The sequence below is a fragment of the Bradyrhizobium sp. AZCC 1610 genome (assembly GCF_036924515.1).
GTDB lineage: Bacteria > Pseudomonadota > Alphaproteobacteria > Rhizobiales > Xanthobacteraceae > Bradyrhizobium.
The window spans coordinates 7,193,310-7,218,444 of the sequence record NZ_JAZHRR010000001.1; the positions used below are offsets into that span (position 1 = coordinate 7,193,310).

General features: G+C 63.3%; 23 protein-coding genes and 1 tRNA gene. 15 read left to right on the top strand and 9 right to left on the bottom strand.

Translation table 11 applies throughout. The features are described 5' to 3' along the window. Window positions 1-35 precede the first annotated feature (35 nt). Window positions 36-1,208 (bottom strand): DNA topoisomerase IB, encoded by a 1,173-nt coding sequence (locus V1279_RS35235; protein ID WP_334445375.1) that lies wholly within the window; start codon window positions 1,206-1,208, stop codon window positions 36-38. Between the two features lie 372 nt (window positions 1,209-1,580). Between V1279_RS35235 and acs the strand changes: the two genes are divergently transcribed. Both acs and V1279_RS35245 read left to right on the top strand, forming a co-directional pair. Beyond that, window positions 1,581-3,533 carry an acetate--CoA ligase gene (acs, locus tag V1279_RS35240; RefSeq protein WP_334445376.1) on the top strand — a complete coding sequence of 651 codons (1,953 nt, stop codon included), beginning with the start codon at window positions 1,581-1,583 and terminating at the stop codon, window positions 3,531-3,533. Window positions 3,534-3,888: 355 nt separating this feature from the next. After that, window positions 3,889-4,401 (top strand): L,D-transpeptidase, encoded by a 513-nt coding sequence (locus V1279_RS35245; RefSeq protein ID WP_334445377.1) that lies wholly within the window; start codon window positions 3,889-3,891, stop codon window positions 4,399-4,401. Between the two features lie 47 nt (window positions 4,402-4,448). Here V1279_RS35245 and V1279_RS35250 read toward each other — a convergent pair whose 3' ends face one another. Both V1279_RS35250 and V1279_RS35255 read right to left on the bottom strand, forming a co-directional pair. Then, on the bottom strand, window positions 4,449-5,048 hold the full coding sequence (locus V1279_RS35250; RefSeq protein ID WP_334445378.1) for a thermonuclease family protein: 600 nt from the start codon (window positions 5,046-5,048) through the stop codon (window positions 4,449-4,451). 74 nt (window positions 5,049-5,122) lie between these two features. Beyond that, window positions 5,123-5,332, bottom strand: a complete 210-nt coding sequence (locus V1279_RS35255) for a DUF1674 domain-containing protein (protein ID WP_334445379.1) — start codon at window positions 5,330-5,332, stop codon at window positions 5,123-5,125. A gap of 158 nt (window positions 5,333-5,490) precedes the next feature. Between V1279_RS35255 and V1279_RS35260 the strand changes: the two genes are divergently transcribed. The 3 genes from V1279_RS35260 to purH all read left to right on the top strand — a co-directional run bounded on the left by V1279_RS35260 (window position 5,491) and on the right by purH (window position 10,550). Next, window positions 5,491-6,840 carry an RsmB/NOP family class I SAM-dependent RNA methyltransferase gene (locus V1279_RS35260; RefSeq protein ID WP_334445380.1) on the top strand — a complete coding sequence of 450 codons (1,350 nt, stop codon included), beginning with the start codon at window positions 5,491-5,493 and terminating at the stop codon, window positions 6,838-6,840. A gap of 160 nt (window positions 6,841-7,000) precedes the next feature. Further along, window positions 7,001-8,716 carry a heparinase II/III family protein gene (locus V1279_RS35265; protein WP_334445381.1) on the top strand — a complete coding sequence of 572 codons (1,716 nt, stop codon included), beginning with the start codon at window positions 7,001-7,003 and terminating at the stop codon, window positions 8,714-8,716. A gap of 241 nt (window positions 8,717-8,957) precedes the next feature. Then, on the top strand, window positions 8,958-10,550 hold the full coding sequence (gene purH / locus V1279_RS35270; protein WP_334445382.1) for a bifunctional phosphoribosylaminoimidazolecarboxamide formyltransferase/IMP cyclohydrolase: 1,593 nt from the start codon (window positions 8,958-8,960) through the stop codon (window positions 10,548-10,550). Between the two features lie 457 nt (window positions 10,551-11,007). On the opposite strand, the gene V1279_RS35275 is transcribed toward purH, so the two are convergent. Further along, window positions 11,008-12,393: an MFS transporter gene (locus V1279_RS35275; RefSeq protein ID WP_334445383.1), complete on the bottom strand. Its 1,386-nt coding sequence runs from the start codon at window positions 12,391-12,393 to the stop codon at window positions 11,008-11,010. Window positions 12,394-12,521: 128 nt separating this feature from the next. Here V1279_RS35275 and ggt point away from each other — a divergent pair, with 128 nt between their 5' ends. After that, window positions 12,522-14,264 (top strand): gamma-glutamyltransferase, encoded by a 1,743-nt coding sequence (gene ggt / locus V1279_RS35280; protein WP_334445384.1) that lies wholly within the window; start codon window positions 12,522-12,524, stop codon window positions 14,262-14,264. Between the two features lie 100 nt (window positions 14,265-14,364). Further along, the gene (locus V1279_RS35285; RefSeq protein ID WP_334445385.1) at window positions 14,365-15,261 is read left to right on the top strand and encodes an SDR family oxidoreductase; all 897 of its coding nucleotides are present in this window, start codon (window positions 14,365-14,367) and stop codon (window positions 15,259-15,261) included. Window positions 15,262-15,289: 28 nt separating this feature from the next. On the opposite strand, the gene V1279_RS35290 is transcribed toward V1279_RS35285, so the two are convergent. Next, a complete protein-coding gene (locus V1279_RS35290; protein ID WP_334445386.1) occupies window positions 15,290-15,955 on the bottom strand; it encodes a glutathione S-transferase family protein in 666 nt (221 codons plus the stop codon). A gap of 149 nt (window positions 15,956-16,104) precedes the next feature. Between V1279_RS35290 and V1279_RS35295 the strand changes: the two genes are divergently transcribed. The 3 genes from V1279_RS35295 (at window position 16,105) to panE (ending at window position 18,532) form a co-directional block, all read left to right on the top strand. After that, window positions 16,105-16,713 carry a DUF2239 family protein gene (locus tag V1279_RS35295; RefSeq protein WP_334445387.1) on the top strand — a complete coding sequence of 203 codons (609 nt, stop codon included), beginning with the start codon at window positions 16,105-16,107 and terminating at the stop codon, window positions 16,711-16,713. A gap of 112 nt (window positions 16,714-16,825) precedes the next feature. After that, window positions 16,826-17,458, top strand: a complete 633-nt coding sequence (locus tag V1279_RS35300; protein ID WP_334445388.1) for a 2-hydroxychromene-2-carboxylate isomerase — start codon at window positions 16,826-16,828, stop codon at window positions 17,456-17,458. 153 nt (window positions 17,459-17,611) lie between these two features. Next, window positions 17,612-18,532 (top strand): 2-dehydropantoate 2-reductase, encoded by a 921-nt coding sequence (panE, locus tag V1279_RS35305; protein WP_334445389.1) that lies wholly within the window; start codon window positions 17,612-17,614, stop codon window positions 18,530-18,532. 104 nt (window positions 18,533-18,636) lie between these two features. Here the strand turns inward: panE and V1279_RS35310 are convergent, their stop codons facing one another. Beyond that, complete coding sequence (locus V1279_RS35310; RefSeq protein ID WP_334445390.1) at window positions 18,637-19,221, bottom strand: c-type cytochrome; 585 nt, start codon at window positions 19,219-19,221, stop codon at window positions 18,637-18,639. A 181-nt stretch (window positions 19,222-19,402) separates the two neighbouring features. Then, window positions 19,403-20,665 (bottom strand): PQQ-dependent sugar dehydrogenase, encoded by a 1,263-nt coding sequence (locus V1279_RS35315; protein ID WP_334445391.1) that lies wholly within the window; start codon window positions 20,663-20,665, stop codon window positions 19,403-19,405. A 541-nt stretch (window positions 20,666-21,206) separates the two neighbouring features. Between V1279_RS35315 and V1279_RS35320 the strand changes: the two genes are divergently transcribed. Next, the gene (locus V1279_RS35320; protein WP_334445392.1) at window positions 21,207-21,443 is read left to right on the top strand and encodes a hypothetical protein; all 237 of its coding nucleotides are present in this window, start codon (window positions 21,207-21,209) and stop codon (window positions 21,441-21,443) included. A 253-nt stretch (window positions 21,444-21,696) separates the two neighbouring features. On the opposite strand, the gene V1279_RS35325 is transcribed toward V1279_RS35320, so the two are convergent. Beyond that, window positions 21,697-21,771, bottom strand: a tRNA-Gly gene (locus tag V1279_RS35325). A 497-nt stretch (window positions 21,772-22,268) separates the two neighbouring features. Between V1279_RS35325 and trxA the strand changes: the two genes are divergently transcribed. Beyond that, window positions 22,269-23,192: a thioredoxin gene (gene trxA / locus V1279_RS35330; protein WP_334445393.1), complete on the top strand. Its 924-nt coding sequence runs from the start codon at window positions 22,269-22,271 to the stop codon at window positions 23,190-23,192. A gap of 40 nt (window positions 23,193-23,232) precedes the next feature. Further along, the gene (locus V1279_RS35335) at window positions 23,233-23,907 is read left to right on the top strand and encodes an LON peptidase substrate-binding domain-containing protein (protein WP_334445395.1); all 675 of its coding nucleotides are present in this window, start codon (window positions 23,233-23,235) and stop codon (window positions 23,905-23,907) included. 4 nt (window positions 23,908-23,911) lie between these two features. On the opposite strand, the gene V1279_RS35340 is transcribed toward V1279_RS35335, so the two are convergent. After that, a complete protein-coding gene (locus V1279_RS35340; protein WP_247522825.1) occupies window positions 23,912-24,262 on the bottom strand; it encodes a hypothetical protein in 351 nt (116 codons plus the stop codon). Window positions 24,263-24,339: 77 nt separating this feature from the next. Here V1279_RS35340 and V1279_RS35345 point away from each other — a divergent pair, with 77 nt between their 5' ends. Both V1279_RS35345 and V1279_RS35350 read left to right on the top strand, forming a co-directional pair. Then, on the top strand, window positions 24,340-24,876 hold the full coding sequence (locus V1279_RS35345) for a TetR/AcrR family transcriptional regulator (protein WP_334445399.1): 537 nt from the start codon (window positions 24,340-24,342) through the stop codon (window positions 24,874-24,876). Between the two features lie 50 nt (window positions 24,877-24,926). Continuing rightward, window positions 24,927-25,124 (top strand): Trm112 family protein, encoded by a 198-nt coding sequence (locus V1279_RS35350; protein ID WP_212417270.1) that lies wholly within the window; start codon window positions 24,927-24,929, stop codon window positions 25,122-25,124. Window positions 25,125-25,135: the final 11 nt, after the last annotated feature.

Sequence of the window (25,135 nt, forward strand, 5' to 3'; positions counted from 1 at the left end):
GATGCGTGGGTCAAGCCCGCGCATGACGGGAGGCCTTACACCGCCGCCGCTGCCGTCACCACCTGCGCCAGCAGCGCCTCGCGCTTGGCTTGCGTCCGGTAGCCCTTCATCGTCGCGGCAAAACGCTCGAGAATGCCGTCCTCGAACGCGGTGACGATGGTGTCGTGGACGTAGCTCTTGCGGCAGATCGCGGGCGTGTTCGATAGCTCATCCGCCGCGGCGCGCACCGCGTCCAGCACCTGCTTCTTGCGGCCGCGCTCACTTGCTGCGGGCGTAATCCGCGACAGCGATTCCAGCACCACAGCGGAGGCCATGAGGGTGCGGAAATCCTTCAGCGAAATCTTGATGCCGGCGATCTCGCGCAGGAACCCGTTCACGGTCGTGGTCGAGACCGTGCGGACGGTGCCGGAATTGTCGCGATACTGGAACATGCGCTTGCCCGGCACGGTGCGCAGGATGCCGATGGCGCGCACCAGTTTTGCGGCGTCGCATTCCTTGCGCACGGCCTTGCCGCCCTTGGCCTTGAAGGTCAGGACGAGGCTGTCGTCTTCCAGCATGACGTTGGACTTCAGCAGCGTGGTGGCGCCGCGGGTGCCGTTAAGGCGGGCATAGGATTCATTGCCCGGCCGGATCGCAGTGCGGGCAATCAGCTCAATGACCGCCGAGAGTGCGAACTCCCGCGTCGGCTCGTCACCGGACAGATGCGCCGAGACGTTGCGGCGGATTTTTGGCAACGCCGCCACCAGCCGCGCCAGGCGATGCGCCTTGCGCTGCTCGCGGACCTTTTCCCAATCGACATGGTAGCGGTACTGCAGCCGCCCGGCCGCGTCGATGCCGACGGCCTGCAGATGCGAGTTCGGATCGACCGAATAGCGCACATCGCGATAGGCCGGCGGCACTGCCATCGAATGCAGACGGCGGATGGTGCCGACGTGACGGATCTGCGTGCCGTTGGCGCGAACGAATGAATATATTTTTCCGCGCTTGATGCGGCGAATGGTCAGGCCGGTCTGGTCGCCGAGCCTGAGGCCGAGTTCCTGGGCCAGCTCTTCGACGGAGGTCTTGGCGACGATGTGCGGCTTTGCCGCGGCCGGCTTGAGTGGCGCCTTGACGGTTACCTTGGGCAGTTGCCCGAGGGCTTCGGCCAATGCAACGGCGGGATCGGCGGAAACGGGCCGCGTAGCCTCGAAACTCTGCTGATCCATCATGACCGTTATCGCCTTGCTCCACCTGTCTGCCGGCAATGCCTGTTGTTGTGGCTTGGTTCCGGAGGGCCGTCCGGCCCCGGGGAGGCCATTTAGGGGGTAATGAACCGCTTTGCGAGTCCCGATTCCGTCATTAACGGTTATTAGATACCGATCATGGGAGCCATTCCGGCGATAACGTTGATTTTGGGCTCCACCAAAACCTGAAAATGTCGGCTCTTGATCAGGAACAAGGCCGGCGGCCGGACGAACGACCAAGGTTGCAGACGTTTCCGCCTTGTCCGGGCATCGTCCCGCGACGCATAATCGTTGCAACAATCAGGACGGCTCGCGCCCATCAGCGTATGCGGCGCCGCAATGAGTGGGAGGGTCAAGATGTCCGAGAAAATTTACGACGTGTCCGCGGATTGGGCCAAGCGCGCCTTTATCGACGACACCAAGTACCGCGAGATGTATGCCCGTTCGGTCAGCGATCCCAACGGATTCTGGGCCGAACAGGCCAAGCGCATCGACTGGATGAAGGCCCCTCACAAGGTCGAGAACGTCTCCTTCGCCCCCGGCAATATCTCGATCAAATGGTTCGAGGATGGCGTCCTGAACGTCGCCTGGAACTGCATCGACCGGCATCTCGAGAAGCGCGGCGAGCAGACCGCGATCATCTGGGAGGGCGATGATCCCTCGCAGTCCAGGCACATCACCTATCGCCAATTGCACGACGAAGTCTGCAAGATGGCGAACATCCTGCGCACCCGAAACGTCAAGAAGGGCGACCGCGTCACCATCTATCTGCCGATGATCCCGGAAGCTGCCTATGCGATGCTGGCCTGCGCGCGGATCGGCGCCATTCATTCGGTAGTGTTCGCCGGCTTCTCGCCGGACAGCCTGGCGCAGCGGATCACCGACTGCCAGTCCAAGGTCATCATCACCGCCGACGAGGGGCTGCGCGGCGGCAAGAAGGTGCCGCTGAAAGCCAATGTCGATGCGGCGATCGAAAAGGCCGGCGGCGTCGACTGGGTGATCGTGGTCAAGCGCACCGGGGCTGCCGTCGACATGAATCCGTCGCGCGATTTCTGGTACCACGACGCCGCCAAGGTGGTGACCACGGAATGCCCGGCCGAGCATATGCACGCGGAAGATCCGCTGTTCATTCTCTACACGTCGGGTTCGACCGGCCAGCCCAAGGGCGTGCTGCACACCTCCGGCGGCTATCTCGTCTACGCGGCGATGACGCATCAATATGTGTTCGACTATCACGATGGCGACATCTTCTGGTGCACCGCCGACGTCGGCTGGGTCACCGGCCACAGCTACATCGTCTACGGACCGCTCGCCAACGGCGCCACCACGCTGATGTTCGAGGGCGTGCCGAACTACCCTGATAATTCCAGGTTCTGGAACGTCATCGACAAGCACAACGTCAACATCTTCTACACCGCACCGACCGCGATCCGCGCGCTGATGCAGAGCGGCGACGAGCCGGTGAAGAAGACCTCGCGCAAGAGCCTGCGTCTGCTCGGCACCGTCGGCGAGCCGATCAATCCGGAAGCTTGGGAATGGTACTACCGCGTGGTCGGCGACCAGCGTTGCCCGATCGTCGATACCTGGTGGCAGACCGAGACCGGCGGTATCCTGATTACGCCGCTGCCGGGTGCCACGAAGTTGAAGCCGGGCTCGGCGACGCGGCCGTTCTTCGGCGTGGTGCCTGAGATCGTCGATGCCGACGGCAAGGTGCTGGAAGGCGAAACATCCGGCAATCTCTGCCTCATCAAGTCCTGGCCGGGGATGATGCGCACAGTCTATGGCGATCACGCCCGTTTCGAGCAGACCTATTTCTCGACCTACAAGGGCAAGTACTTTACCGGCGACGGCTGCCGCAGGGACGCCGACGGTTATTACTGGATTACCGGCCGCGTCGACGACGTCATCAACGTCTCCGGCCATCGCATGGGCACGGCCGAGGTCGAAAGCTCGCTGGTCGCGCATGCCAAGGTGTCGGAAGCGGCCGTGGTCGGCTATCCCCACGACATCAAGGGCCAGGGCATCTACGCCTATGTGACCCTGATGACCGGTACCGAACCGACCGAGGAGTTGCGGAAAGAGCTGGTCGCCTGGGTGCGCAAGGACATCGGCCCGATCGCCTCGCCCGACCAGATCCAGTTCGCGCCGGGCCTGCCAAAAACCCGCTCCGGCAAGATCATGCGCCGCATCCTGCGCAAGATCGCCGAGGACGAGCCGTCCAGCCTCGGCGACACGTCGACGCTCGCCGATCCCGCCGTGGTCGAGGATCTCGTGCACAACCGGCAGAACAAGAAGGGTGCGCCGGCGTAAGGCCACCAGAGCAGGCCTCTCGTCCCGGGGACCCGGGACAGGGCAGCTGCCGAATTTGGCGGCAATGTCTGTCGCGCTCACGCGGTTGTCAGTGGCGAGCCCGCTCCGGCGGGCTTTTCGCTGCCATGTGTTGTTTTCAAGTCATTTACTTTATTTCGAACATTTTCATTGTTCCCCCCGTCGAAAACAGTTTTGAGGGCCGGTATCGAAACCAGCCGGTTAATTCGCGCGACTAAACTAAAAATGCACGGGCGAGACAGCGGGCCGCCAGGGCTTCAAACGCCAGGGTTTGAAACGCCAAGGCTTGAAAGGACATTTGAGGGCCCTGAACGGGGCGGGCAGAGTGGAGCTGGGAATGTCGATCAGGATTGCGGTGGCGTTGGCCGCCACCATCGGGGCGGGCATCGTTATGTCGTCGGCGGCGCAGGCGCGGCCGGAACTGGTCGACATCAGCGGCGATTACGCGCCGGGCACGATCGTGGTGAAGACCCACGAGCGACGGCTCTATCTCATTCTCGAATCCGGCCGCGCCATGCGCTATCCGGTCGGCGTCGGCAAGGCCGGCAAGCAGTGGTCCGGCACCACGAAGATCGACGGCAAGTATCTCAATCCGGCCTGGTCGCCGCCGAGCGCAGTCAGGCGCGACAAGCCTGGAATGCCCGACGTCATTCCCGGCGGCTCGCCACGCAACCCGATGGGCGTCGCGGCGATGACGCTCGCCGGCGGCGAGTATGCCATTCACGGCACCAACGTGCCGGGCTCGGTCGGCGGCTTCGTATCCTATGGTTGTATCCGGATGCTCAACGACGACATCTCCGATCTCTATCAACGCGTACCGGTCGGAACGACCGTGACGGTCATGCGCTGATCGACCGATGAGATTGAATGTAAAAAGCCGCGCGATTGCGCGGCTTTTTATTTGGGCAGCGTTTGGCCCGCATTCGCACACCAGCCGTTGCGATGGCCGCCGCCGTAGCTGCGGGCATGACCAGCAGCGAGCATCGCCGTCGAAACATTTCCCGTGCGCCCGGTTACAACATCGGCGACGACGCGGCCGGCATATTTGTCCGGCCCGATATTGAAGATCCGGACGTCGCCTTCGCCAAGCAATGCGCGCAACGCGCCCGTAGCTGCCTCGGCCATCTGCAGCTCCTGCGGGCACGATGCCTTCAACTCGGGCGCGTCGATGCCGCGCAGGCGTATGCGCGTGGTCGGATCGAGGCCCGGCGACAGGTGAACCCGCGCCTCAAAGGTGTCGCCATCGATGGTGCGGATGACGTCGACGGCGTGACGCGTGTCCGGACTTCCGGCGCGCTTCCAGATGGTCTCGGCATCGCGCGCCGCCTGACTGTCGAGGGAATGCGACCAGGGCCAGCGCACCCAGTCCCGCACCGGCAGCATCGTCCCCGCCGCCACGCAAAACACGAACGCCCACGGCAGGGCCGCCGAAAACCAGCGGCGCCAGGGACCCCGGCGCGGGGGCCGATAAGCATTTATTCTTTCGTATGGGGGCATATTCCGGGACTAAGGGCCTGAGTCGGGGCATCCGGCAAGAGCCCATTGCTATCCCTTTTACTATCCCTTGGGCCTCAAAAGTCCGACGCGATGCCCTTGCGCTCCCAATCGCCATATCGGGTCGGTTCCGGACCCTTCGGGCCCTGAAACTCCTTCTGCTGCGGCGTGGCGCTGGCCTCGGCGGCCCTGCGACGGGCTTCGGCCTCGGCGAGCGCGCGCTCGGCGGCGGGCGTCAGCTTCTTGCGTTCCGCGGTTTGCGCGGGAGATGAGGGACTATCGGTCATCGCGATTCTCCCATAGCACAGGGATGGGCGCACAGATGACATCACAATCGTGAAATTGTCTGTGGCGATTCTTACATTTGGCATATTCGCATGCCAAACGGGTTTCATTCCAATGGCATGAGCCAGAACCTTTCCGCTTTCCGAGACATTGCTGATTCATGCCACCTTCCAGATTCGCAGTACCTTCCGAAGTGCCCGGCCTCGCGGCGCGACGGATCGCGGCTGATATTCTCGACGGCGTGCTGCACAAGCATCGCACCCTCGACGAGCAACTCGACGGCGTCGGCGCGCATCCCGGCCTGAAGACGCTGGCCGATCGTGACCGCGCATTGATGCGGCGGCTGGTGGCGACGATTCTGCGGCGGCTCGGCACGCTCGGCCATTTGTTGTCGCGCCTGCTCGATCGCGGCGTCCCGACGGATGCGCCGCGCGCGCAAAGCGCGCTGCTGATCGGCGCCGCGCAGATTCTCTGGATGGATGTGCCCGATCATGCCGCCGTCGATCTCTCGGTGCGGCTGGTGCAATCGGACCGCCGCGCCGCGAAATATGCCGGCCTCGTCAACGCGGTGCTGCGCCGTTGCGCCCGCGAGGGGCAACCGCTGATCGACGAAGTCAAACCGCAGAACCTGGATATTCCGCCGTGGCTGTTGGCGCGCTGGATCGGCGCGTATGGCGAGACCACGGCGCGCGAGATGGCGCTCGCCATCGGCTATGAACCGTCGCTCGACATCACCGTGAAATCAGACGCGGCGCAATGGGCGAGCCGCCTGCACGGTGAAACGTTGCCGACCGGCACCGTGCGCACCTTGCTGCAGGGTTCGGTGACCATGCTGCCCGGTTTCACCGAGGGGCATTGGTGGGTGCAGGACGCCGCCGCCGCGCTGCCGGCACGGTTGTTCGGCGACGTCGGCGGCAAGACCATTGTCGACCTCTGCGCCGCGCCCGGCGGCAAAACCGCACAACTGGCACTAGCCGGCGCGCGCGTGACCGCGGTCGACCGCTCGCCGGCGCGCATGGCACGGCTGCGCGACAATCTGGCGCGGCTTTCGCTGCGGGCCGACGACGTGGTGACCGATGCCGCTGAGTGGCCGGGCGGCGGCGATGGAGGCTTTGACGGCGTGCTGGTGGACGCGCCCTGCACCTCCACCGGCACCATAAGGCGTCACCCCGACGTGGCCTGGCTGCGGCAGGAGGCTGATATTGCCGCACTGACAGCGTTGCAGAAGCGGTTGCTGCAACGGGCGGTCGCGCTGCTCAAGCCGGGCGGAACGCTGGTCTATTGCACCTGTTCGCTGGAGCCGGAGGAAGGCGAGCAAGCCATTGCGTCCCTGTTGGCCACCGAATCCGGCATGCGCCGCGTGCCGGTCGAAGCCGACGAAGTCGCCGGCCTCAGCGAGATCGTGACCGCAAACGGCGATTTACGGACCCTGCCCTGCCATTTGCCCCATACCGATCCCCGGCTCGGCGGGCTGGATGGATTTTACGCCGCGCGGCTGGTTAAATCCTGATTTTAAACTGCAATTCGCCGACCCGGGGGTGATTCGCCGGTTTTCAAGATGGTGTCATCCCGGCGTTTCCGGATTAAAAGGATTCGCCAGAATACCCCTCCCTCCCTAAGCAAGGCACGGCGTGTCGGTCGCTCAACGCAGACGCATCTCGACGCTTATCATGAGCCGCTCGGCGCGGACCGTGATCGCGCGTGCGACCGGCGCAACGGTGGCGGTGTCGCGGCTGTGGCCCGGCCGCGCCGACCGGCTGATCATCGCGCCGCATGATCTGCGCACCGCCGACGCCACCCGCGCCGCCGAGATCTATGCCGGCCGCTTCGTGTTCGCCGGCAAGATCGTAACCTGCCACGGCCGCTCGATCTTCGACCTCGAGCCGCCGTCGGAAGATTGGGAAGTCGCCCTGCTCGGCTTCGGCTGGCTGCGCCACCTGCGCGCCGCCGATACCGCGCTGACCCGCGCCAATGCCCGCTCGCTGGTCGACGACTGGATCTCGAATCCGGCGCGCAAGCGGCCGCTCGAGCGCCGCCCCGACGTGCTGGCGCGCCGCGTGATCTCGCTGTTGTCGCAGGCGCCGCTGGTGCTCGGCGACACCGACGGAAAATTCTATCGCAAATATCTGCGCGGGCTGACCCGCGAGATTCGCTACTTGCGCTATGCGATGCTCGACATCGCCGACGGCGTGCCGCGGCTGCAGGTCCTGATGGCGCTTTGCTACGCCTCGCTGTGCCTGGCCAATCAGGCGCGTCACATCCGTTCCGCCACGCGACGGCTTTCCGACGAATTGCAGCGGCAGATCATGCCGGACGGCGGGCACATCTCGCGCAATCCCGGCGCGCTGGTCGAATTGCTCAGCGACCTGCTGCCGCTGCGGCAGACATTTGCCGCCCGCAACATCGCGCCGCCGCCGGCGCTGTTGAATGCGATCGACCGCATGATGCCGATGCTGCGCTTCTTCCGTCACGGCGACGGCAGTTTTGCGCTGTTCAACGGCATGAGCAACGCGCCTTCGGACCTGGTGGCGACGCTGCTCGCCTATGACGACACCCACGGCGTGCCGATGTCGAACATGCCGCATACCGGCTTCCAGCGCCTCGATGCTGGCACGACGACCGTCATCATGGACAGCGGGCCGCCGCCGCCGCCGAATGTCAGCCAGGAAGCGCATGCCGGTTGCCTCTCGTTCGAATTGTCTTCCGGACCGAGCCGGATCGTCGTCAATTGCGGCATGCCCTCGACCGGCCGCGACAACTGGCGCAGCTTTGCGCGCAGCACCGCGGCGCATTCGACCCTGACCTATCACGACACGTCCTCGTGCCAGTTCATCGAATTGTCCGCGATGAAGCGCCTGCTGCAGGGCGCGCCCGTCTTCAGCGGCCCGGCCAATGTGGAAAGCTACCGCGAGGCCATGGCCGACGGCGATCTCCTGACCACGTCACATGACGGCTACCTCGCGCGCTTCGGCGTCCTGCACCGCAGGGTGTTGATGATCTCTCAAGACGGCGGCAGACTCGACGGCGAGGACACCATCTCGCCGGCGCCGGGAGCGCGCATCAAGGGCGCCGAAACCGATTTTGCCCTGCGCTTTCATCTGCATCCCGCGGTGAAGGCAAGCCGCCTCAGCGACGCACGCGGCGCGATGCTGGTATTGCCCAACCGCGACGTCTGGACCTTCGAGGCGCTCGACGACAAGGTCGACCTCGAGGACAGCGTGTTCCTGGCCGGCAATGACGGCCCCCGCCGCACCGCCCAGATCGTGATCCGGCAGGATTCCCGCCACGCCTCCTCGGTCCGCTGGAGCTTTGTGCGCTCGAGTACGTCGGCGGCCGGCACCAGTGCCCGGCGCAATGCGCGCCGCGAGCCGGAGTTGCCGCTATAGGAGTATCAGACATCGCTATTTCGTCATGCCCGGGCTTGTCCCGGGCATCCACGTCTTGGCCCCGGTGAATCAGTGAGACGTGGATGGCCGGGCATAGGCGAGCGGAAGCGACGCCGTCCTTTCGGACGGCTATGCCCCGGCCATGACGATCCCTTCAATTTCGGCGGAAATCGACGTCGACGGCGGTTTCATGTCCCGCAAAACCGTGCTACCCGGCGGCCTTTCCACACAGGACTAAGCCATGACCGACCATCCGCGCCGTGTAACCCGCGCTCTATTGTCCGTTTCCGACAAGACCGGCCTGATCGAATTTGCCAAGGCGCTCGCTGGACATGGCGTCGAGCTCGTCTCCACGGGCGGCACCGCCAAGGCGATCGCGGCGGCTGGGTTACAGGTCAAGGACGTCTCGGAGCTGACGGGCTTCCCCGAAATGATGGATGGCCGGGTCAAGACGCTGCATCCCAAGGTGCATGGCGGCCTGCTCGCGATCCGCGACAACAAGGAACATGCCGACGCAATGAAAGCGCACGGCATCACGCCGATCGATCTGCTGGTGGTCAATCTCTATCCGTTCGAGGAAACCGTCGACAAAGGCGCGGGCTATGAAGACTGCATCGAGAATATCGATATCGGCGGTCCTGCGATGATCCGGGCGGCGGCAAAAAATCACGATGACGTCGCCGTCGTCGTCGAGGCTCAGGACTATCAGGCCGTGCTCGACGAACTCGCCGCCAACAAGGGCGCAACGACGCTTTCGCTGCGCCGCCGCCTCGCAGCCAAGGCCTATGCCCGCACCGCCGCCTACGACGCCGCGATCTCGAACTGGTTCGCCCTTCAGCTCAAGAACGACGCTCCGGATTACCGCACCTTCGGCGGTCGGCTGATCCAGTCGCTGCGCTACGGCGAGAACCCGCACCAGACCGCCGCATTCTATCGCACGCCTGACAAGCGGCCGGGCGTCGCCACCGCGCGACAGTTGCAGGGCAAGGAACTGTCCTACAACAACATCAACGATACCGATGCGGCCTATGAATGCATCGGCGAATTCGATCCGAAGCGCACCGCGGCTTGCGTCATTGTCAAGCATGCCAATCCCTGCGGCGTCGCTGAAGGTCCCGACTTGGTCAGCGCGTATCGCAAGGCGTTCGCCTGCGATACGCAATCGCCCTATGGCGGCATCATCGCCGTCAATCGCACGCTCGACGCCGAAGCCGCGCGCGTCATCACGGAAATCTTGACCGAAGTCATCATTGCGCCTGACGCGACGGAAGAGGCCATCGCGATCATCGCGAAGCGGAAGAACCTCCGGCTTCTCCTCGCCGACAGCCTGCCCGACCCGCGCGCGCCGGGCCTCACGGCAAAGACCGTCGCGGGTGGCCTCCTGGTGCAGAGCCGCGACAATGCTGTCGTCGACGACATCACGCTCAAGATCGTGACCAAACGCGCGCCGACCGACGCAGAGCTGCGCGATCTCAAATTCGCGTTCCGCATCGCCAAGCACGTCAAGTCGAACACCATCATCTACGCCAAGGATCTCGCCACCGTCGGCATCGGCGCCGGCCAGATGAGCCGGGTCGATTCCGCGCGCATTGCCGCGCGCAAGGCGCAGGATGCCGCGGCCGACGCGAAGCTCGCCGAACCGCTGACCAAGGGCTCGGTCGTAGCTTCCGACGCGTTCTTCCCGTTCGCCGATGGCATGCTGGCCTGCATCGAAGCCGGCGCCACCGCCGTCATCCAGCCCGGCGGCTCGATCCGCGATGAGGAAGTGATCAAGGCGGCGGACGAGCATGGCATCGCCATGGTGTTCACGGGCGTGCGGCATTTCAGGCATTGAGCCCTCGTCGTCCCTGCGAACGCACTAGCGTATCTACACATCTTTCGAGTCGAAAAACTGACTCAAGATCAAGGACTTGGTTGTTAACCTGCGACCGAATTTCTTGCGTCTAGCCTAGCGCTGACGTGCGATTTCTCGGCATTCTCGCGGTAACTCTTTGAGAAGACTCCAGAAGATGTGTAGATGCCCTAGTGCGAACGCAGGGACCCATACCGCGTGATCCATCGGTGAGGCGCGGTCGCAGACGCCCTGTGTTAACCAACGACCAGCGTAGATTGCTGAAGCAAAGCCGGCTTCCGTCCTGCCCATTGCGCGGTCCGCGCCGCATGGCCCCTGCGTTCGCAGGGGCGACGAGCGCAGAGACCATAATCGACGATGGCGCAACTGACTCCAGCGCAAAATCGCAAGATCACGCGGTATGGGTCCCGGCGCAAGGCCGGGACGACACGTTGAGAGACTACTCCCTCACCCGCGCCAGCAGCGCCAGGCCTGCCACGAAGAACACCACCAGCAACGCCATGCCGGCCTTCTGGCTCGCGGTAACAGCGGTGACCGCGCCGATCAGGAGCGGGCCGATGAACGACGTGACCTTGCCGGTCAGCGCGAACAATCCAAAGTACTGCGCGATACGATCCTTCGGTGCGAGGCGTATCAGCAGCGTTCGCGACGCTGCCTGCAGCGGGCCGCCGGCCGCGCCGATCAGGCATCCGAGCACGAGATAGGCACGCTCGGCGGCGCCGGAGAACAGCGGGCCGCCCGGCACCGGCGGCGCGACCTTCACGAACAGGATCGAGTCCTTGTCGACCAGCAGAATCGCACCGAGCGCGAACAGAAGGATCAGCAGGCTGCCGGCGATGACGCGCTTGGATCCGAGCTTGTCGTCGAGCCTGCCGCCGAGCCATGCCCCGAAGGTGCCGGCGATGGCCAGCAGAATTCCAAACGTCCCGATCTGGATCGTATGCCAGCCGAAAGTGCCGGCGGCGTAGATGCCGCCGAAGGCAAACAACGACACCAGCCCGTCGGTATAGATCATGTTGGCAAGCAGGAATGTCGCCACCGATTTCTGCTTCGGCAATTCGCCGAGCGTTCGCTTCAGCCCGCTCAATCCTTCGCGCAACGCCTCGCGGATCGGGCGCTTGGCCGGGTAATCCGGCGTCAGCAGAAACATCGGCAACACGAAGATGATGAACCAGATGCCGGTCAGCGGGCCGGTGATGCGATCGCCCTGGTGGGATACGGGATCGAGACCGAACAGCGGCGCCAGGCCGAAAAGCGTGCGCCCGGTGTCGGGATTCGCCGCCAGAAAGCCGAGCACCAGGATGAGGCTGAGGATGCCGCCGATATAGCCGGTGGCCCATCCGGTGCCGGACAATCGCCCGATTCGATCCGGCGGCACCAGCGTCGGCATCATCGCGTTATTAAAGACGGTGGCGAATTCGACGCCGACGCTCGCGATTGCATAGGCGAGCAGCAGCGGCGCGATGACGCTGGGGTCACCGGGCTTTCCGAACCACATCAGGCAGGCGCCGATCACCAGCAGCGAGCCGAAGCCGGCGATCCACGGCTTGCGGCGGCCGCTGGCGTCGGCAATCGCACCCAATACCGGCGACAGCAGCGCGATCATCAGGCCGGCGGCGGCGGTGGCAAATCCCCACAGCGCCTGCCCCCGCGCCGGATCCGGCGCGACGAAGCCTGCGAAATAGGGCGCAAATACAAACGTGGTGATCAGCGTGAAATAAGGCTGCGCGGCCCAATCGAAGAATATCCAGCTGATGACGGCGGCGCGGCGCGGATATTCCCGCGGTATTTCGGCGCCGGCTGCCTCGGAAGCGATCACCGTCATGTGAGGAATTTCCTTCAAAAGTGTCTCGATGCGTTTTGCCCGTTGAATCCAAACCCATATAGCATGCGTCACCGGCGCTGGGGGCTGTTGCCAGGCGTCACACAGGCTCCAACTGCGGCGGATTTTCGATGGCGGTCTTTTCAATCCGGTGGCGCCGAGTAGCTGCCACATTCGTACTTGCGTTTGCCTGCGGGGCGACGGCCTTTGCGCAGGAACGCCGCTCTTACGCGCCCCCCGATCTCTCCACCGTTCGCGCCATTGCAGCCGAGCATGGCATGGTGGTGGCGCAGGAAAGGCTCGCCGCGCAGATCGGCGCCGATATCCTCAAGCAGGGCGGCAACGCGGTCGATGCCGCGGTCGCCACCGGCTTTGCGCTTGCCGTCACCTACCCGCGCGCCGGAAACATCGGCGGCGGCGGCTTCATGGTGATTCACTCGGCCGGCCGCAACGAGGATGTCGCCATCGATTATCGCGAGACCGCGCCGGCGGCGATCACGCGCGATATTTTTCTTGGGCCGGACGGCAAACCCGATACCGACAAGTCGCGCAATTCCGCACTTGGTATCGGCGTGCCCGGCACGGTAGCGGGGCTGGCAGTGGCGCTGGAGAAATATGGCTCCGGCCGTTTCACACTCGCGCAAATCCTGAAACCCTCCATCGAACTGGCGCGCGACGGTTTTGTGGTCGCCGACGACATGGCCGACACGCTGTCGGATATGTACCGCCGCATGGCACGCTGGCCGAATTCGGCGAAAGCGTTCTCCCGCAGCGACGGCACGTCGCTGCGGGAGGGCGACAGGCTGATCCAGGCAGATCTAGCGGCAACACTGTCTGACATCGCCGATCAGGGAGAGCGCGGATTTTATGAGGGGCCGGTCGCCGAACGGCTGGCAAAGGCCGTCCGCGATGCCGGCGGCCTCATGACGGTGGACGATCTCAAATCCTATTCTGCGGTGATCCGCAGCCCGGTGCGCGGCAATTATCGCGGCTACGACATCGTGTCGATGCCGCTGCCCTCCTCCGGCGGCACGGTGCTGCTGCAGTCGCTGAACATTATCGAAGGGTTTCCGATGCCCGAGATGAAGCAAGGCTCCGCGCCTTCGCTGCATGTCATGATCGAGGCCATGAAGCGCGCTTACGCCGACCGCGCGCGCTATCTCGGCGATCCCGCCTTCGTCAATGCGCCGGTCAATGTGCTGATCACCAAGGAGTATGCGGTCCGGCAACGCGCCGGCATCGACCTTGCGCGCGCAACACCGGCGGCCGATGTGTTGGCGGTGAGCCCGCGTGAGGGCAGCAACACCACGCATTATTCGGTCGTCGATTCCAGCGGCAATGCGGTGAGCAATACCTACACGCTGAATTTTCCCTATGGCGTCGGTCTGGTCGCTGAGGGCACCGGCGTGCTGCTCAACAACGAGCTCGACGATTTTACCGCGGCACCCGGCGCATCGAACGCCTTTGGCCTGGTCGGTTTCGAAGCCAATCTGCCTGGCCCGGGCAAGCGGCCATTATCGTCGATGTCGCCGACCATCGTGCTCAAGGATGGCAAGCCGGTGCTGGTCACGGGCTCGCCCGGCGGCAGCCGGATCATCTCGGCGGTGCTGCAAGTCGTGATCGACGTGCTCGACTACAAGATGGACGTCGCCGCCGCCGTGGCGGCCCCACGGGTGCATCATCAATGGTTGCCCGACGAAGTGCGTGTGGAACGCGGCTTTTCCGACGAGGTGTTGGCCGAGTTGAAGGCGAAAGGTCACAAGGTGATCGAGCCGCTCGGCCAGACCTCGGTCAATTCGATCGCCGTCACGCCAAACGGCCTGCTCGGCGCCCCCGATCCGCGCACCAGGGGGGCGGCCGCGGTGGGGCAGTGAGGGACCGCGACGGATTGCCGATTTGCTTGATGCGGGCATAAGCTTAAGTCTTGCTCGGTCATTCCCTCCCCCTGCGCGTCCCTAACTGGAGTCTCTCATCATGACATCCCTCAAAGGCAAGACGCTGTTCGTATCCGGCGCCAGCCGCGGCATCGGGCTGGCCATCGCATTACGTGCCGCGCGTGACGGCGCCAATGTCGCGATTGCGGCCAAGACCGCGGAGCCGCATCCGAAACTCAAAGGCACCATCTACACCGCGGCGGAGGAAATTCGCGCCGCCGGCGGCAAGGCGCTGCCGGTGCTGTGCGACATCCGCGACGAGGCGCAGGTAATCGCGGCGATCGAGCAGACCGTCGCCGAATTCGGCGGTATCGACATCTGCATCAACAACGCCAGCGCCATCAGCCTAACCAATTCGCAGGGAACCGACATGAAGCGGTTCGATCTGATGATGGGGATCAACACCCGCGGCACCTTCATGGTGTCGAAATATTGCATCCCGCATCTGAAGAAGGCGGCCAACCCGCACATATTGATGCTGTCACCGCCGCTCGACATGAAGGCAAAATGGTTCGAGCATTCCACCGCCTACACGATGGCGAAGTTCGGCATGAGCATGTGCGTGCTGGGGCTATCTGGCGAATTGAAATCCGCCGGCGTCGCGGTCAACGCGCTGTGGCCGCGTACCACCATCGCCACCGCCGCGGTCGGCAACCTGCTCGGCGGCGAGGCCATGATGCGCGCCAGCCGCACGCCCGAGATCATGGGCGATGCCGCACACGCGATCCTGACCAGGCCGGCGCGGGAGTTCACCGGACAGTTCTGCATCGACGACAAGGTGCTGTACGCCAGCGGCGTCAGGGATTTCGAACACTACCGCGTCGATCGCTCGGTGCCGTTGATGTCGGATTTCTTCGTCCCCGACGACGACGTGCCGCCACCCGGCGTCACCGTGCAGGCGCTGCCCTCGGTGGGCGCCGCGCAGACGTCGCGTTAGAGGGTCGCGCCCCGGAACGACGATGCCGTCACCGCCCGACCACATACGGCCCGCCCTTTTCCAGCGCGCGCACATAGGCCGGGCGGGCGTGAATACGTTCGAGAAACGCCATCGCTTTGGGGTGGCCCTGCTCCAACCCGCCGCGCGCCGCGGCCGCCTCCAGCGGAAAGCTCATCTGGATGTCGGCGCCGGTGAACTCGCTGCCGGCGAACCATTCGCCTTTTGCCAGTTCGCCCTCCCAGTAATCCATGTGCTGCTTGAGCTGCGGATTGACCAGCGTGGTCAGCGCCGTGTTGGAGACCTTGCGCACCAGCGGGCGCAGCAGGGCCGGCGCGCGCTTCGGCATCAGCGTGAACAACAGCTTCAAGAGCAGCGGCGACATCGCCGAGCCCTCGGCATAGTGCAGCCAATAGGTGTAACACAGACGCTCCGGCGTGTTCGGCGGCGGGATCAGGCGGCCGTTGCCATAGGTACCGATGATGTATTCGCAGATCGCGCCGGACTCGGCGATGGTGTTGCCGTTGTCGGTAATGACGGGCGATTTGCCGAGCGGGTGGATGGCGCGCAGATCCTTTGGCGCCCGCATGTCCGGCTGGCGCTGATAGCGGACGATCTCGTAGTCGACGCCGAGCTCTTCGAGCAGCCACAGCACGCGCTGCGAGCGGGAATTGTTGAGATGATGAACCGTGAGCATGGCGTTCCCTTCAATTGGCGGCCGTTGGTGCCAGCCAGGGAACGGAAAGTCGAGACGGCCTGAAGAGCAGCGTAGCATTTACCCGGGTGATATTGACAATCTAATTTACCCGGGTAAATATAGGCTGTCGAAATCCAGAGTTATCTCCAATGGTTGACAATACCCGCCCCCAGTTCACGGCCTTCATGGGCCCGCAACGCCTGGCGAACGGCCCGCTCGCCGAGGTCGCGATTGCCGTCATGAATGTCTCGCGGAGACCCGCGGCGCCGCCGATCATCATATTCGCTGACGCCACCGGCCAGCCGATCGATCTCGATCTTCGCGGCACCGAACGCGATGTCATTGCCCGTTTGCCAGAACCGGCCCCGGGTCCGGAAGCCGCGACTGAAAAGACCGCGGCAGCGGAGCCGCGCGGGCGCGGGCGCCCCAAGCTCGGCGTCGTCGCGCGCGAGGTGACGTTGCTGCCGCGCCATTGGGAATGGCTGGGGTCGCAGCCCGGCGGCGCATCAGTCGCGTTGCGCAAGCTCGTGGACGAGGCGCGCCGCGCCAATGGCGATGCGGATCGCGCCCGAGCAGCAAGGGATGCCGCCTATCGCTTCATGTCCGTGATGGCCGGCAACTTTGCCGGCTTCGAGGAAGCGTCGCGGGCGTTGTTCGCCGATGACCGGCGGCGATTCGTCGGTCTCGTCGCCAGCTGGCCCGACGATATCCGCGATCACGTCGTCAAGCTCGCCTTCAGCGATCGCGCCGAGCCATAGGCGCGGCGTCGCCGACCGATTCAGCGGCTCGTGTGACGTCGGGCAAGTCGCGCATTCCCACGATATTACGATCGTCATAATACCGTGGACGCGCCGCCTACCTTGCGCCACAATGCGCCAAAACATCAGGGAGACTGCCGTGAGTTCAAATCCGCAATTCTTGTTCGATTTCGGCAGCCCTAATGCGTTCCTTAGCCACGAAGCGATTCCGGCGATCGAAAAGCGTACCGGGGTGAAGTTCGAATATGTGCCGATCCTGCTCGGCGGCATCTTCAAGGCCACCAACAACAAGTCGCCCGCCGAAACGCTCGCCGGCATCAGGAACAAGCGCGAATTCTATGCGCTGGAGACCGAGCGCTTCCTGAAACGCTTTGGGGTCAAGCCCTATGTCTGGAACCCGTTCTTTCCGGTAAACACGCTGAACCTGATGCGTGCGGCGGTGGCGGCCCAGTTCGAAGGCGTGTTCGAGAAATATGTCGAGGCGGCGTTTCATCACATGTGGGTGGAGCCGAAGAAAATGGATGACCCCGAAGTCGCGGCCAAGGCGCTGGCCGCGTCCGGCCTCGATGCAGCAAAACTGCTGGCGCGCTCGCAGGACGCCGATGTAAAGGCCAGGCTGATCGAGAACACCCAATCCGCCGTCGAGCGCGGCGCATTCGGCTCGCCGACGTTCTTCGTCGGCAAGGAAATGTTTTTCGGCAAGGAGCAACTTCGCGAAGTCGAGGAAATGGTCTCGGGAAAATAGCCACTCCTAGTTCGACTGTTTGGCGAGAAGTGGTAAATAAGCGAATGGTGAATAGCGAATAGCGAGTGGCAGGATGACGCGCGGCCTTCCTATTCGCCGTTCCCTACTCGCCATTCGCCCGTTCCAAGACCAATAACAAAAGGAAGCTATCGCATGCGTATTCTCGTGGTCGGCGCCGGCGCCATCGGCGGCTATTTCGGCGGCAGGCTGCTTCAGGCAGGAAACGACGTGACGTTCATGGTCCGGCCGAAGCGCGCTTCCGAACTCGCAAGTGCAGGCCTCGTCATCAAGAGTCCCGCCGGCGACGTGGCGCTCAAGAGCCCGCCGACGGTGCAGGCCGACAGGCTCGCCGAGACATTCGACGTCGTGCTGCTGAGCTGCAAGGCGTTCGACCTGGAAGACGCGATCAAGTCTTTTGCCCCCGCGGTCGGGCCGAAAACGGCGATCATCCCGTTACTCAATGGCATGCTGCACCTCAACGTGCTGGACGAGAAGTTCGGAGCTGACCGCGTGCTCGGCGGCCTCTGCGCGATCGCGGTGACGCTCAACGACGCCCGCGAGGTGGTCCAGCTCGCGCCGATGCAGTCGCTCAGTTTCGGCGAACGCGACGGCGCTATGTCGGAGCGGGTGCGTGCGATTGCGAAAGTGTTCGAGAGCGGCAAGTTCGGCGCCGTGGCCAGTGAGCACATCATGCAAGACATGTGGGAGAAGTGGGTTTTCCTCGCTTCGCTCGCGGCGTCGACCTCTCTGATGCGAACTTCGGTCGGCAACATCCTGGCGGTCGCCGGCGGCAAGGATTTTCTGCTCGGCATGCTCGATGAATGCAGCGCGATTGCAAAGGCGTCGGGTTACGAGCCGACCGGCCCGTTCTTCCAGCGCACCAGCGGCCTGTTGACAACCGAGGGCTCGCCGATGACCGCCTCGATGTTCCGCGACATCAAAGCAGGCCTGCCAGTCGAGGCTGACCATGTGGTCGGCGATCTCGTCGTGCGCGCCGACGCCGCGAAGATTCCGGTGCCGAAGCTGCGCATCGCTTACATCCATCTCAAGGCGTACGAGAAACAGCGGGGGTAGTTGGACCCGTAGCCCGGATGAAGCGCAGCGTAATCCGGGGATATTCGTTCGCGCTGGTCGGATTATCCCGGGTTGCGCTTCGCTTCACCCGGGCTACGCCACTGTCAGAGATACGCCAGATAATGCGCGAGCGCTTCGATCTCTTCTTCGCTGAGGGGATAGGCGACATCCGCCATCGCGGCCATGGCGCCGCCGGATCGCATACCCGATTTGTACTCGCGTAGCGCATTGACGAGATATTCCTCGCGCTGGCCAGCGATGCGGGCGACCCCCTTGGTGCCGGCGTAGCTATCGGTGTGGCATGAAGCACAACGTCGCCCGGCGGCGGCCTGCGCGCCCTTCTTCGAAAGTTCGGGATTGTCATCGGGCTTGGGCGCTTTCGGCGGTTCAAGCGAAGCGAAATAGGCGCCGAGATTGCGGATGTCCTCGTTGTTGAGCTGCTCGACGATTGGCTGCATCTGCTCGTTCTTGCGCGTGCCGGCGCGAAAAAACACGAGCTGCCACTGAATGAACTGATCGGGCTGCGCCGCCAGCGAGGGAATGTTCTCGATCTGCGAAATGCCGCCTTCGCCGTGGCACCCGACGCACAGTTCGGCCTTTTCCTTGCCGGCAGCGATATCGGCGGCGTGCGTGGCCGAACCGCAAGCGACGAAAGCAACGGATACAATCGCGATCAGTGCAGTCCGCATGCCCAATCCTCCCGTCGTCATTGCCGGGCTTGACCCGGCAATCCATCACACTTGCAAAGAATCTCTGTTTTGATGGATGCCCGGATCAAGTCCGGGCATGACGGTGTTGATGCCGCGGCACAAACAACAAAGGCCGCGGCCGCTCGTTCCCGAGCAACCGCAGCCCCTGCCAATTCGCGCTCTACTTCTTGCTGTAGCTGATGCGATAGATCGCACCTGCCCAGTCGTCGGCCACGAGGATCGAACCGTCCTTGTCCAGGATGATATCGTTCGGACGGCCGAGATAGCCCTGGTCGCCTTCGAGCCAGCCGGAGGCAAAGATCTCCGACTTGGCGTTCTTGCCGTCGGCATCGACGATGACGCGCTTGATCCGGGCGCCCTGGTATTTATGTCGATTCCAGGAGCCGTGCTCAGCGATCAGGATGTTGTTCTTGTACTCAGGCGGGAATTGATTGCCGGTATAGAACTTCATACCCAACGGCGCCACGTGCGCGCCCAGATTAACGACGGGCGGCGTGAATTCAGAGCATTTGTGACCCATCGCGAATTTCGGGTCCGGCATATCGCCCTGGTGGCAATAGGGATAGCCGAAATGCTCGCCGATCTTGGAGATCATGTTGAGCTTATCGCTCGGCATGTCGTCGCTGACCCAGTCGCGGGCGTTTTCCGTGAACCAGTATCGCCCCGAGCGCGGATCGATGTCACCTCCGACACTGTTACGGACGCCGAGCGCCCAGATCTCGGCATTGCCGGTCTTGGGATCGACGCGGCGGACCTGCGAGACGCTGGTCGGGGGGATGCCGATGTTGAAGGGAGGTCCGAACGGCAAATAGAACCAGCCATCCTTGTCGACCGTGATATATTTCCAGCCGTGCGCGATGTAAGACGGCATGTCGTCATACACGACCTTGCCGGCGCCCAGATTATCGAGATTGGCTTCGGCGTTTTCGTATTTGATCAGCTTGTCGACCGCGATGACGTAGAGCGCGCCATCGAGAAAGGCGAGGCCGGTCGGCATCTTGAGGCCCTTGAGGATGGTCTTGACCTCCTTCTTGCCGCCATTGTCCTTGATCGCATAGACATTGCCGAGCTCGAACGAGCCGACAAACAGCGTGCCCTTGTCGCCCCAGGCCATCTGCCGCGCGGACAGTACATTGGATGCATAGACTTCGATCTTGAAGCCGTCCGGCAGCTTGATCTTTTTCATCATTGCCGCCAGCTCCGCTTCCGAGGCGCCGGTCGGCGGTCCGGACGGCGGAGCGAGGCCCTTTTGTTCTTCGATCTCGTCGCCGAGGAACCAGTCCGGCGGCGGGTTGTTCCAGAAGTCCTTGGTGCCGGACTCGTATTTCTTCAGGGCCTTTTGTTGCGCGTCGGCCTGGGTGGCCCCTGCGACAACAAGGATAGCCGCGAGCGCAAGAATAGATCGATTGAAAGCCGATTTCATCGCGTCACTCCCTATGCAGCCTGGCGGCTGCGCCTGTTATTATTTTGAAACGTTCGAGAGGCGAACTTGGTCTGGTGAAGGGAAACAGACCGGAAAATGGTAGCACATTCGATGCGCGTGAGAAGCGCGGGCGGCGCCGCTCCGTCAGACCAAAGCAAATTGTGAGACGGATTGCTAAGCAGCTGCATTTGCAGTTGCGCCCGCTGCACCGCAATATTCGTGTCGAGCGAACGCATGCGCCTCATTGCAAGGCGCGTAAGTGGGCGGCGTTCCACATCAGCGGATCGCGCGCGTTATTTTTCCTGATGGGCAAACGAACAATGCAGTTGTGGCCAACTTCATAGTGGAGGGGGCCAAATCCTGATCGCGACGGCACGCTTCCGGACACGTGCACGAAACTCTGTGCCGTGAGAACTGAGTTCGATACGCGTAATGTTCCACGTCGACCAAGGTCAAGGTTCTTGCCTCGCAGACTTATACGTTCGAGATCAGCAACAAGGATGACTGGTCATTTCTTGGCGCATCCTCTGGCCCGGGTGGCATGCCGCTGCACGAGTTCTGGCATCACAAGGACAATGGCTGGTGGGGTTCAGCCGTCGCTTTGGCCCAAATGGCGGCCTTGGCTGCCGCGTATCCGATCAAGCGCACTTTCGATCGTCCGTTTGGACGGGTCATTACGCGCTACGGAGAGACCGGCAATACGGAAAAATTTCATCGACACGCGCGACGATCCTCGAACGGTCGAGTATTTGAGCGAGGCGTTCAAGCCGAAAAGTGACGGCGAGCTCTACGTCTATTTGAACAAGCCGGTGAGCGGATTCTGGGCCGGCCTCTTCAGTGACGTGAACACGGGAGCGGCAAGGGTTCGGGTCGTCCGTATTCGGAACAGGTGATGTTCAGTAAGGGCCGGGCCGGCACCGCGCCTTGTCGTCGTGAAGGCCATCGTCTGTTATGCGAGCGTTGGCCCACAAACGACAAGGCCGCCAAAAGGCGGCCTGTCGATGATCCGGTAATTTGCCATGGAAGAAATCTGGAGCGGGCGAAGGGGCTCGAACCCTCGACCCCGACCTTGGCAAGGTCGTGCTCTACCACTGAGCTACACCCGCATCCGAGATGGCGGCAAACGTTCGCCGTCAACGGCAGACCTATGCCAAATGCGGACCGTGAATGCAACAGTCCGCGTGCGATCCGATGTCACGCGGATAATCCGATTTCATTAACAAATGGGAGCGAATCGGTCCGAAACAACGCCTAAACGGGCTTTGTCGGCCCCTTGAGCCCACGCCGGGAACCCAAGGCCAGGCCGTCAGCGCGACGCGGGGCGATTCGCCCATTTTCGAACCAGCCTTCCAACGTCCCCTGTCATTTCATCCCACACGCCGCAGTCGCAATCGAAAGTCCCTTGCAAAGTCCCTTGGCTTGCCTCGACGGGCCATCGACGTCCCGAGGGTTCCGGCCGATCCGGTCTTCGGTGATCCGAAAGACGCCTGCCGATTGAATTTTGTGACCAAGCCGCCATCTAGCGGAGGAGGAACTTCGCTCCTAGCCGTGCTAGAACGGCCGAATTCCGAGACATCTTCTCAAGACATCAGGCGAGGATACCGTGACGATAGTTGAGCAGGGCGGCGGCCCGGCGCCGCAGGCAGCACCCGATCTGATCAAGGAGACGACCACCCAGACCTTCGTGAAGGATGTCATCGAGGAATCGAAGCGTCAGCCGGTGCTGATCGATTTCTGGGCGCCCTGGTGCGGACCCTGCCGCCAGCTCACGCCCGTTCTCGAAAAGGCGGTCCGCGCGGCCAAGGGCAAGGTCAAGCTGGTCAAGATGAATATCGACGAGCATCCGGCCATCCCCGGCCAGATGGGCATTCAGTCGATCCCGGCCGTGATCGCGTTCGTGGGCGGCCAGCCCGCCGACGGTTTCATGGGCGCGGTGCCGGAGAGCCAAATCAACGCCTTCATCGACAAACTCACCAAGGGCATGACGGCGCCGGGCGAGCCGAATATCGCAGAGATCCTGCAAGAGGCCGAGGCCGTGCTGGCGGAAGGCGATCCCGCCGCGGCAGCCCGGATCTATGCCGAGATACTGGGTTTCGATGCCACCAATATCGCGGCGCTCGCGGGGCTGGCGAAATGCTATGTGACGACGGGTGCCGTCGAGCAGGCCAAGCAGACGTTGGCGATGGTGCCGGAATCGAAGCGCAACGACGCGGCGGTCAAGGCAGTGCAGGCCTCGATCGACCTTGCCGAGCAGGCCCAGGCGGTCGGTCCTGTGACCGAACTGGAACAGAAGGTCGCCGCAGACCCGCTCGACCATCAGGCGCGATTCGACCTGGCGACCGCGCTCAACGCGCTCGGCAAGCGCTCGGAGGCGACCAACCAGTTGCTGGAGATCGTCAAGCGCGATCGCAAGTGGAACGATGACGGCGCGCGCAAGCAGCTGGTGCAGTTCTTCGAGGCGTGGGGCGGCGCCGACGAAGCCACCGTCGAGGGACGAAAGCGGCTGTCGACGGTTCTCTTCTCGTAAGGCGTATTCCACCGAACCAACGAACTGACCGGGACTGCAGATGCCGATCAATGCCGAATACCGCGGACCCGGCGAGCTACCCGAAATCATTCCGGTGTTTCCGTTGCCGGGCGCGCTGCTGCTGCCGCGCGGCCAGATGCCGCTCAATATTTTCGAGCCGCGCTATCTGGCGATGGTGGATGACGCGCTACGCGACGGCCATAGGCTGATCGGGATGATCCAGCCGGATAGTTCCCGCAGCAGGGACGAGGTAAGGCCGGAGCTGTTCCGGGTCGGCTGCGTCGGCCGCATAACGCAGCTCGCCGAATCCGGCGACGGCCGCTACATCCTGGAACTGACCGGCGTCGCGCGCTTCAAGGTGGTCGAAGAAATCTCGGCACTGACCGCATATCGGCAATGCAAGGTGGATTTCTTTCCCTATGCCGACGATTTCGTGGCGCGCAAAGGCGAAGAAGCCGTCGACCGCGCGGCCTTGCTCGATGTGCTGACGGATTTTCTCGAAGCCAACAATCTGAAAGTGGATTGGGAAGGTATCGAGAGCGCGCCGAACGAGGCACTGGTCAACGCGCTCGCCATGATGTCGCCCTATGGTCCGGCGGAGAAGCAGGCGATGCTGGAGGCGCCCGACCTGAAAACCCGCGCCGAAATTCTGATCGCGGTGACCGAAATGGACCTCGCCAAGAAGCGCACCAGCGGTGACACCGGGCTGCAGTAGCGCTTCAGTACCCCGCCACCGCGAGCACGACGACGGCGCCGAGCGCTTTCCAGCCGAAGCCGCGGCCGCGCGACCACCAGGCATTGGCGGCGGCAGCAAAGGCGTAGACCGCGACGATCGTCACGACGATCCAGTGCCGCGCGCTCTCCGATCCAAACGAGGGCGCGGCAATCAGCAGCACGCCGCCGCCGATCCAGGCCACCGTACCCGCCTGCCATACAAGGCGGATCAGGGTCCGCAGGCTCTCCGGCTGGATGGTCGCCCTAGCGAACACCTTGGTTTCCCCCAGCACGCCGTGAATCAGGGCCACCGCTATTCCAGCGACGCCAGCGCATTGCAAAATGAGATCGCGCATCCGATGTCTCCATACACTACTGTATGGTTGTGCGCCACGTTCTGGCGCTTGTCAATACAGTAGTGTATGGTGGGAACATGAACAATCAGCTGTCGGCAAAGGACTGGCTCGACCAGGGCCTGAAAGCATTGGCGGGCCGCGGCTTCACCGCGCTGAAGGCGGAACCATTGGCCAAGGCGATGGGCGTGTCGCGCGGCAGCTTCTACTGGCACTTTGCCGATATCGGCGCGTTTCATGCCGCGATCCTCGCGCGCTGGCACGAAGTTGCGGCCGAGCAGATCATCGCCAATGTCGAGGCGGCCTCGAACAACGAGAACCCGCTCGCGCTGCTGCTGCGCCGCGTGTTCGGCGAACGCTTGACGCTGGAACGGGCAGTCCGCACCTGGGCAAGCGTCGATCCCGCTGCCCGCGCCGCCGTGCAGGCGATCGACCGGCGCCGGCTGAGCTATGTAGAGGGCCTTCTGGCGCAGTCCGGATTATCGGCGGAGATTGCCCGCGCCCGGGCGCAAATTCTATATTGGGCTTTTCTCGGCTTTGCTCTGTCGGACCAGCCCTTGCCGAAAGCACGGCAACAGACCGTGCTCGACGAACTGGTCCGGATGGCCGCGTCATGACAGGCTGCAATCCGATATGCTAAGCACCAGCGCCTAGCCGGAGACTGCAAATGAATGCCACGCCCGAACGCCTCGACGGCACCGTCGATCCGAAATTGCTGGAGATCCTGGTCTGTCCGGTGACCAAGGGCCCGCTCGAATTCGATTCGACCCGGCAGGAACTGATCTCGCGCTCCGCCAAGCTCGCCTATCCGATCCGCGACGGCATCCCGATCATGCTGCCGGAAGAGGCGCGGAAGATTGAGTGAGGGAAATCGCG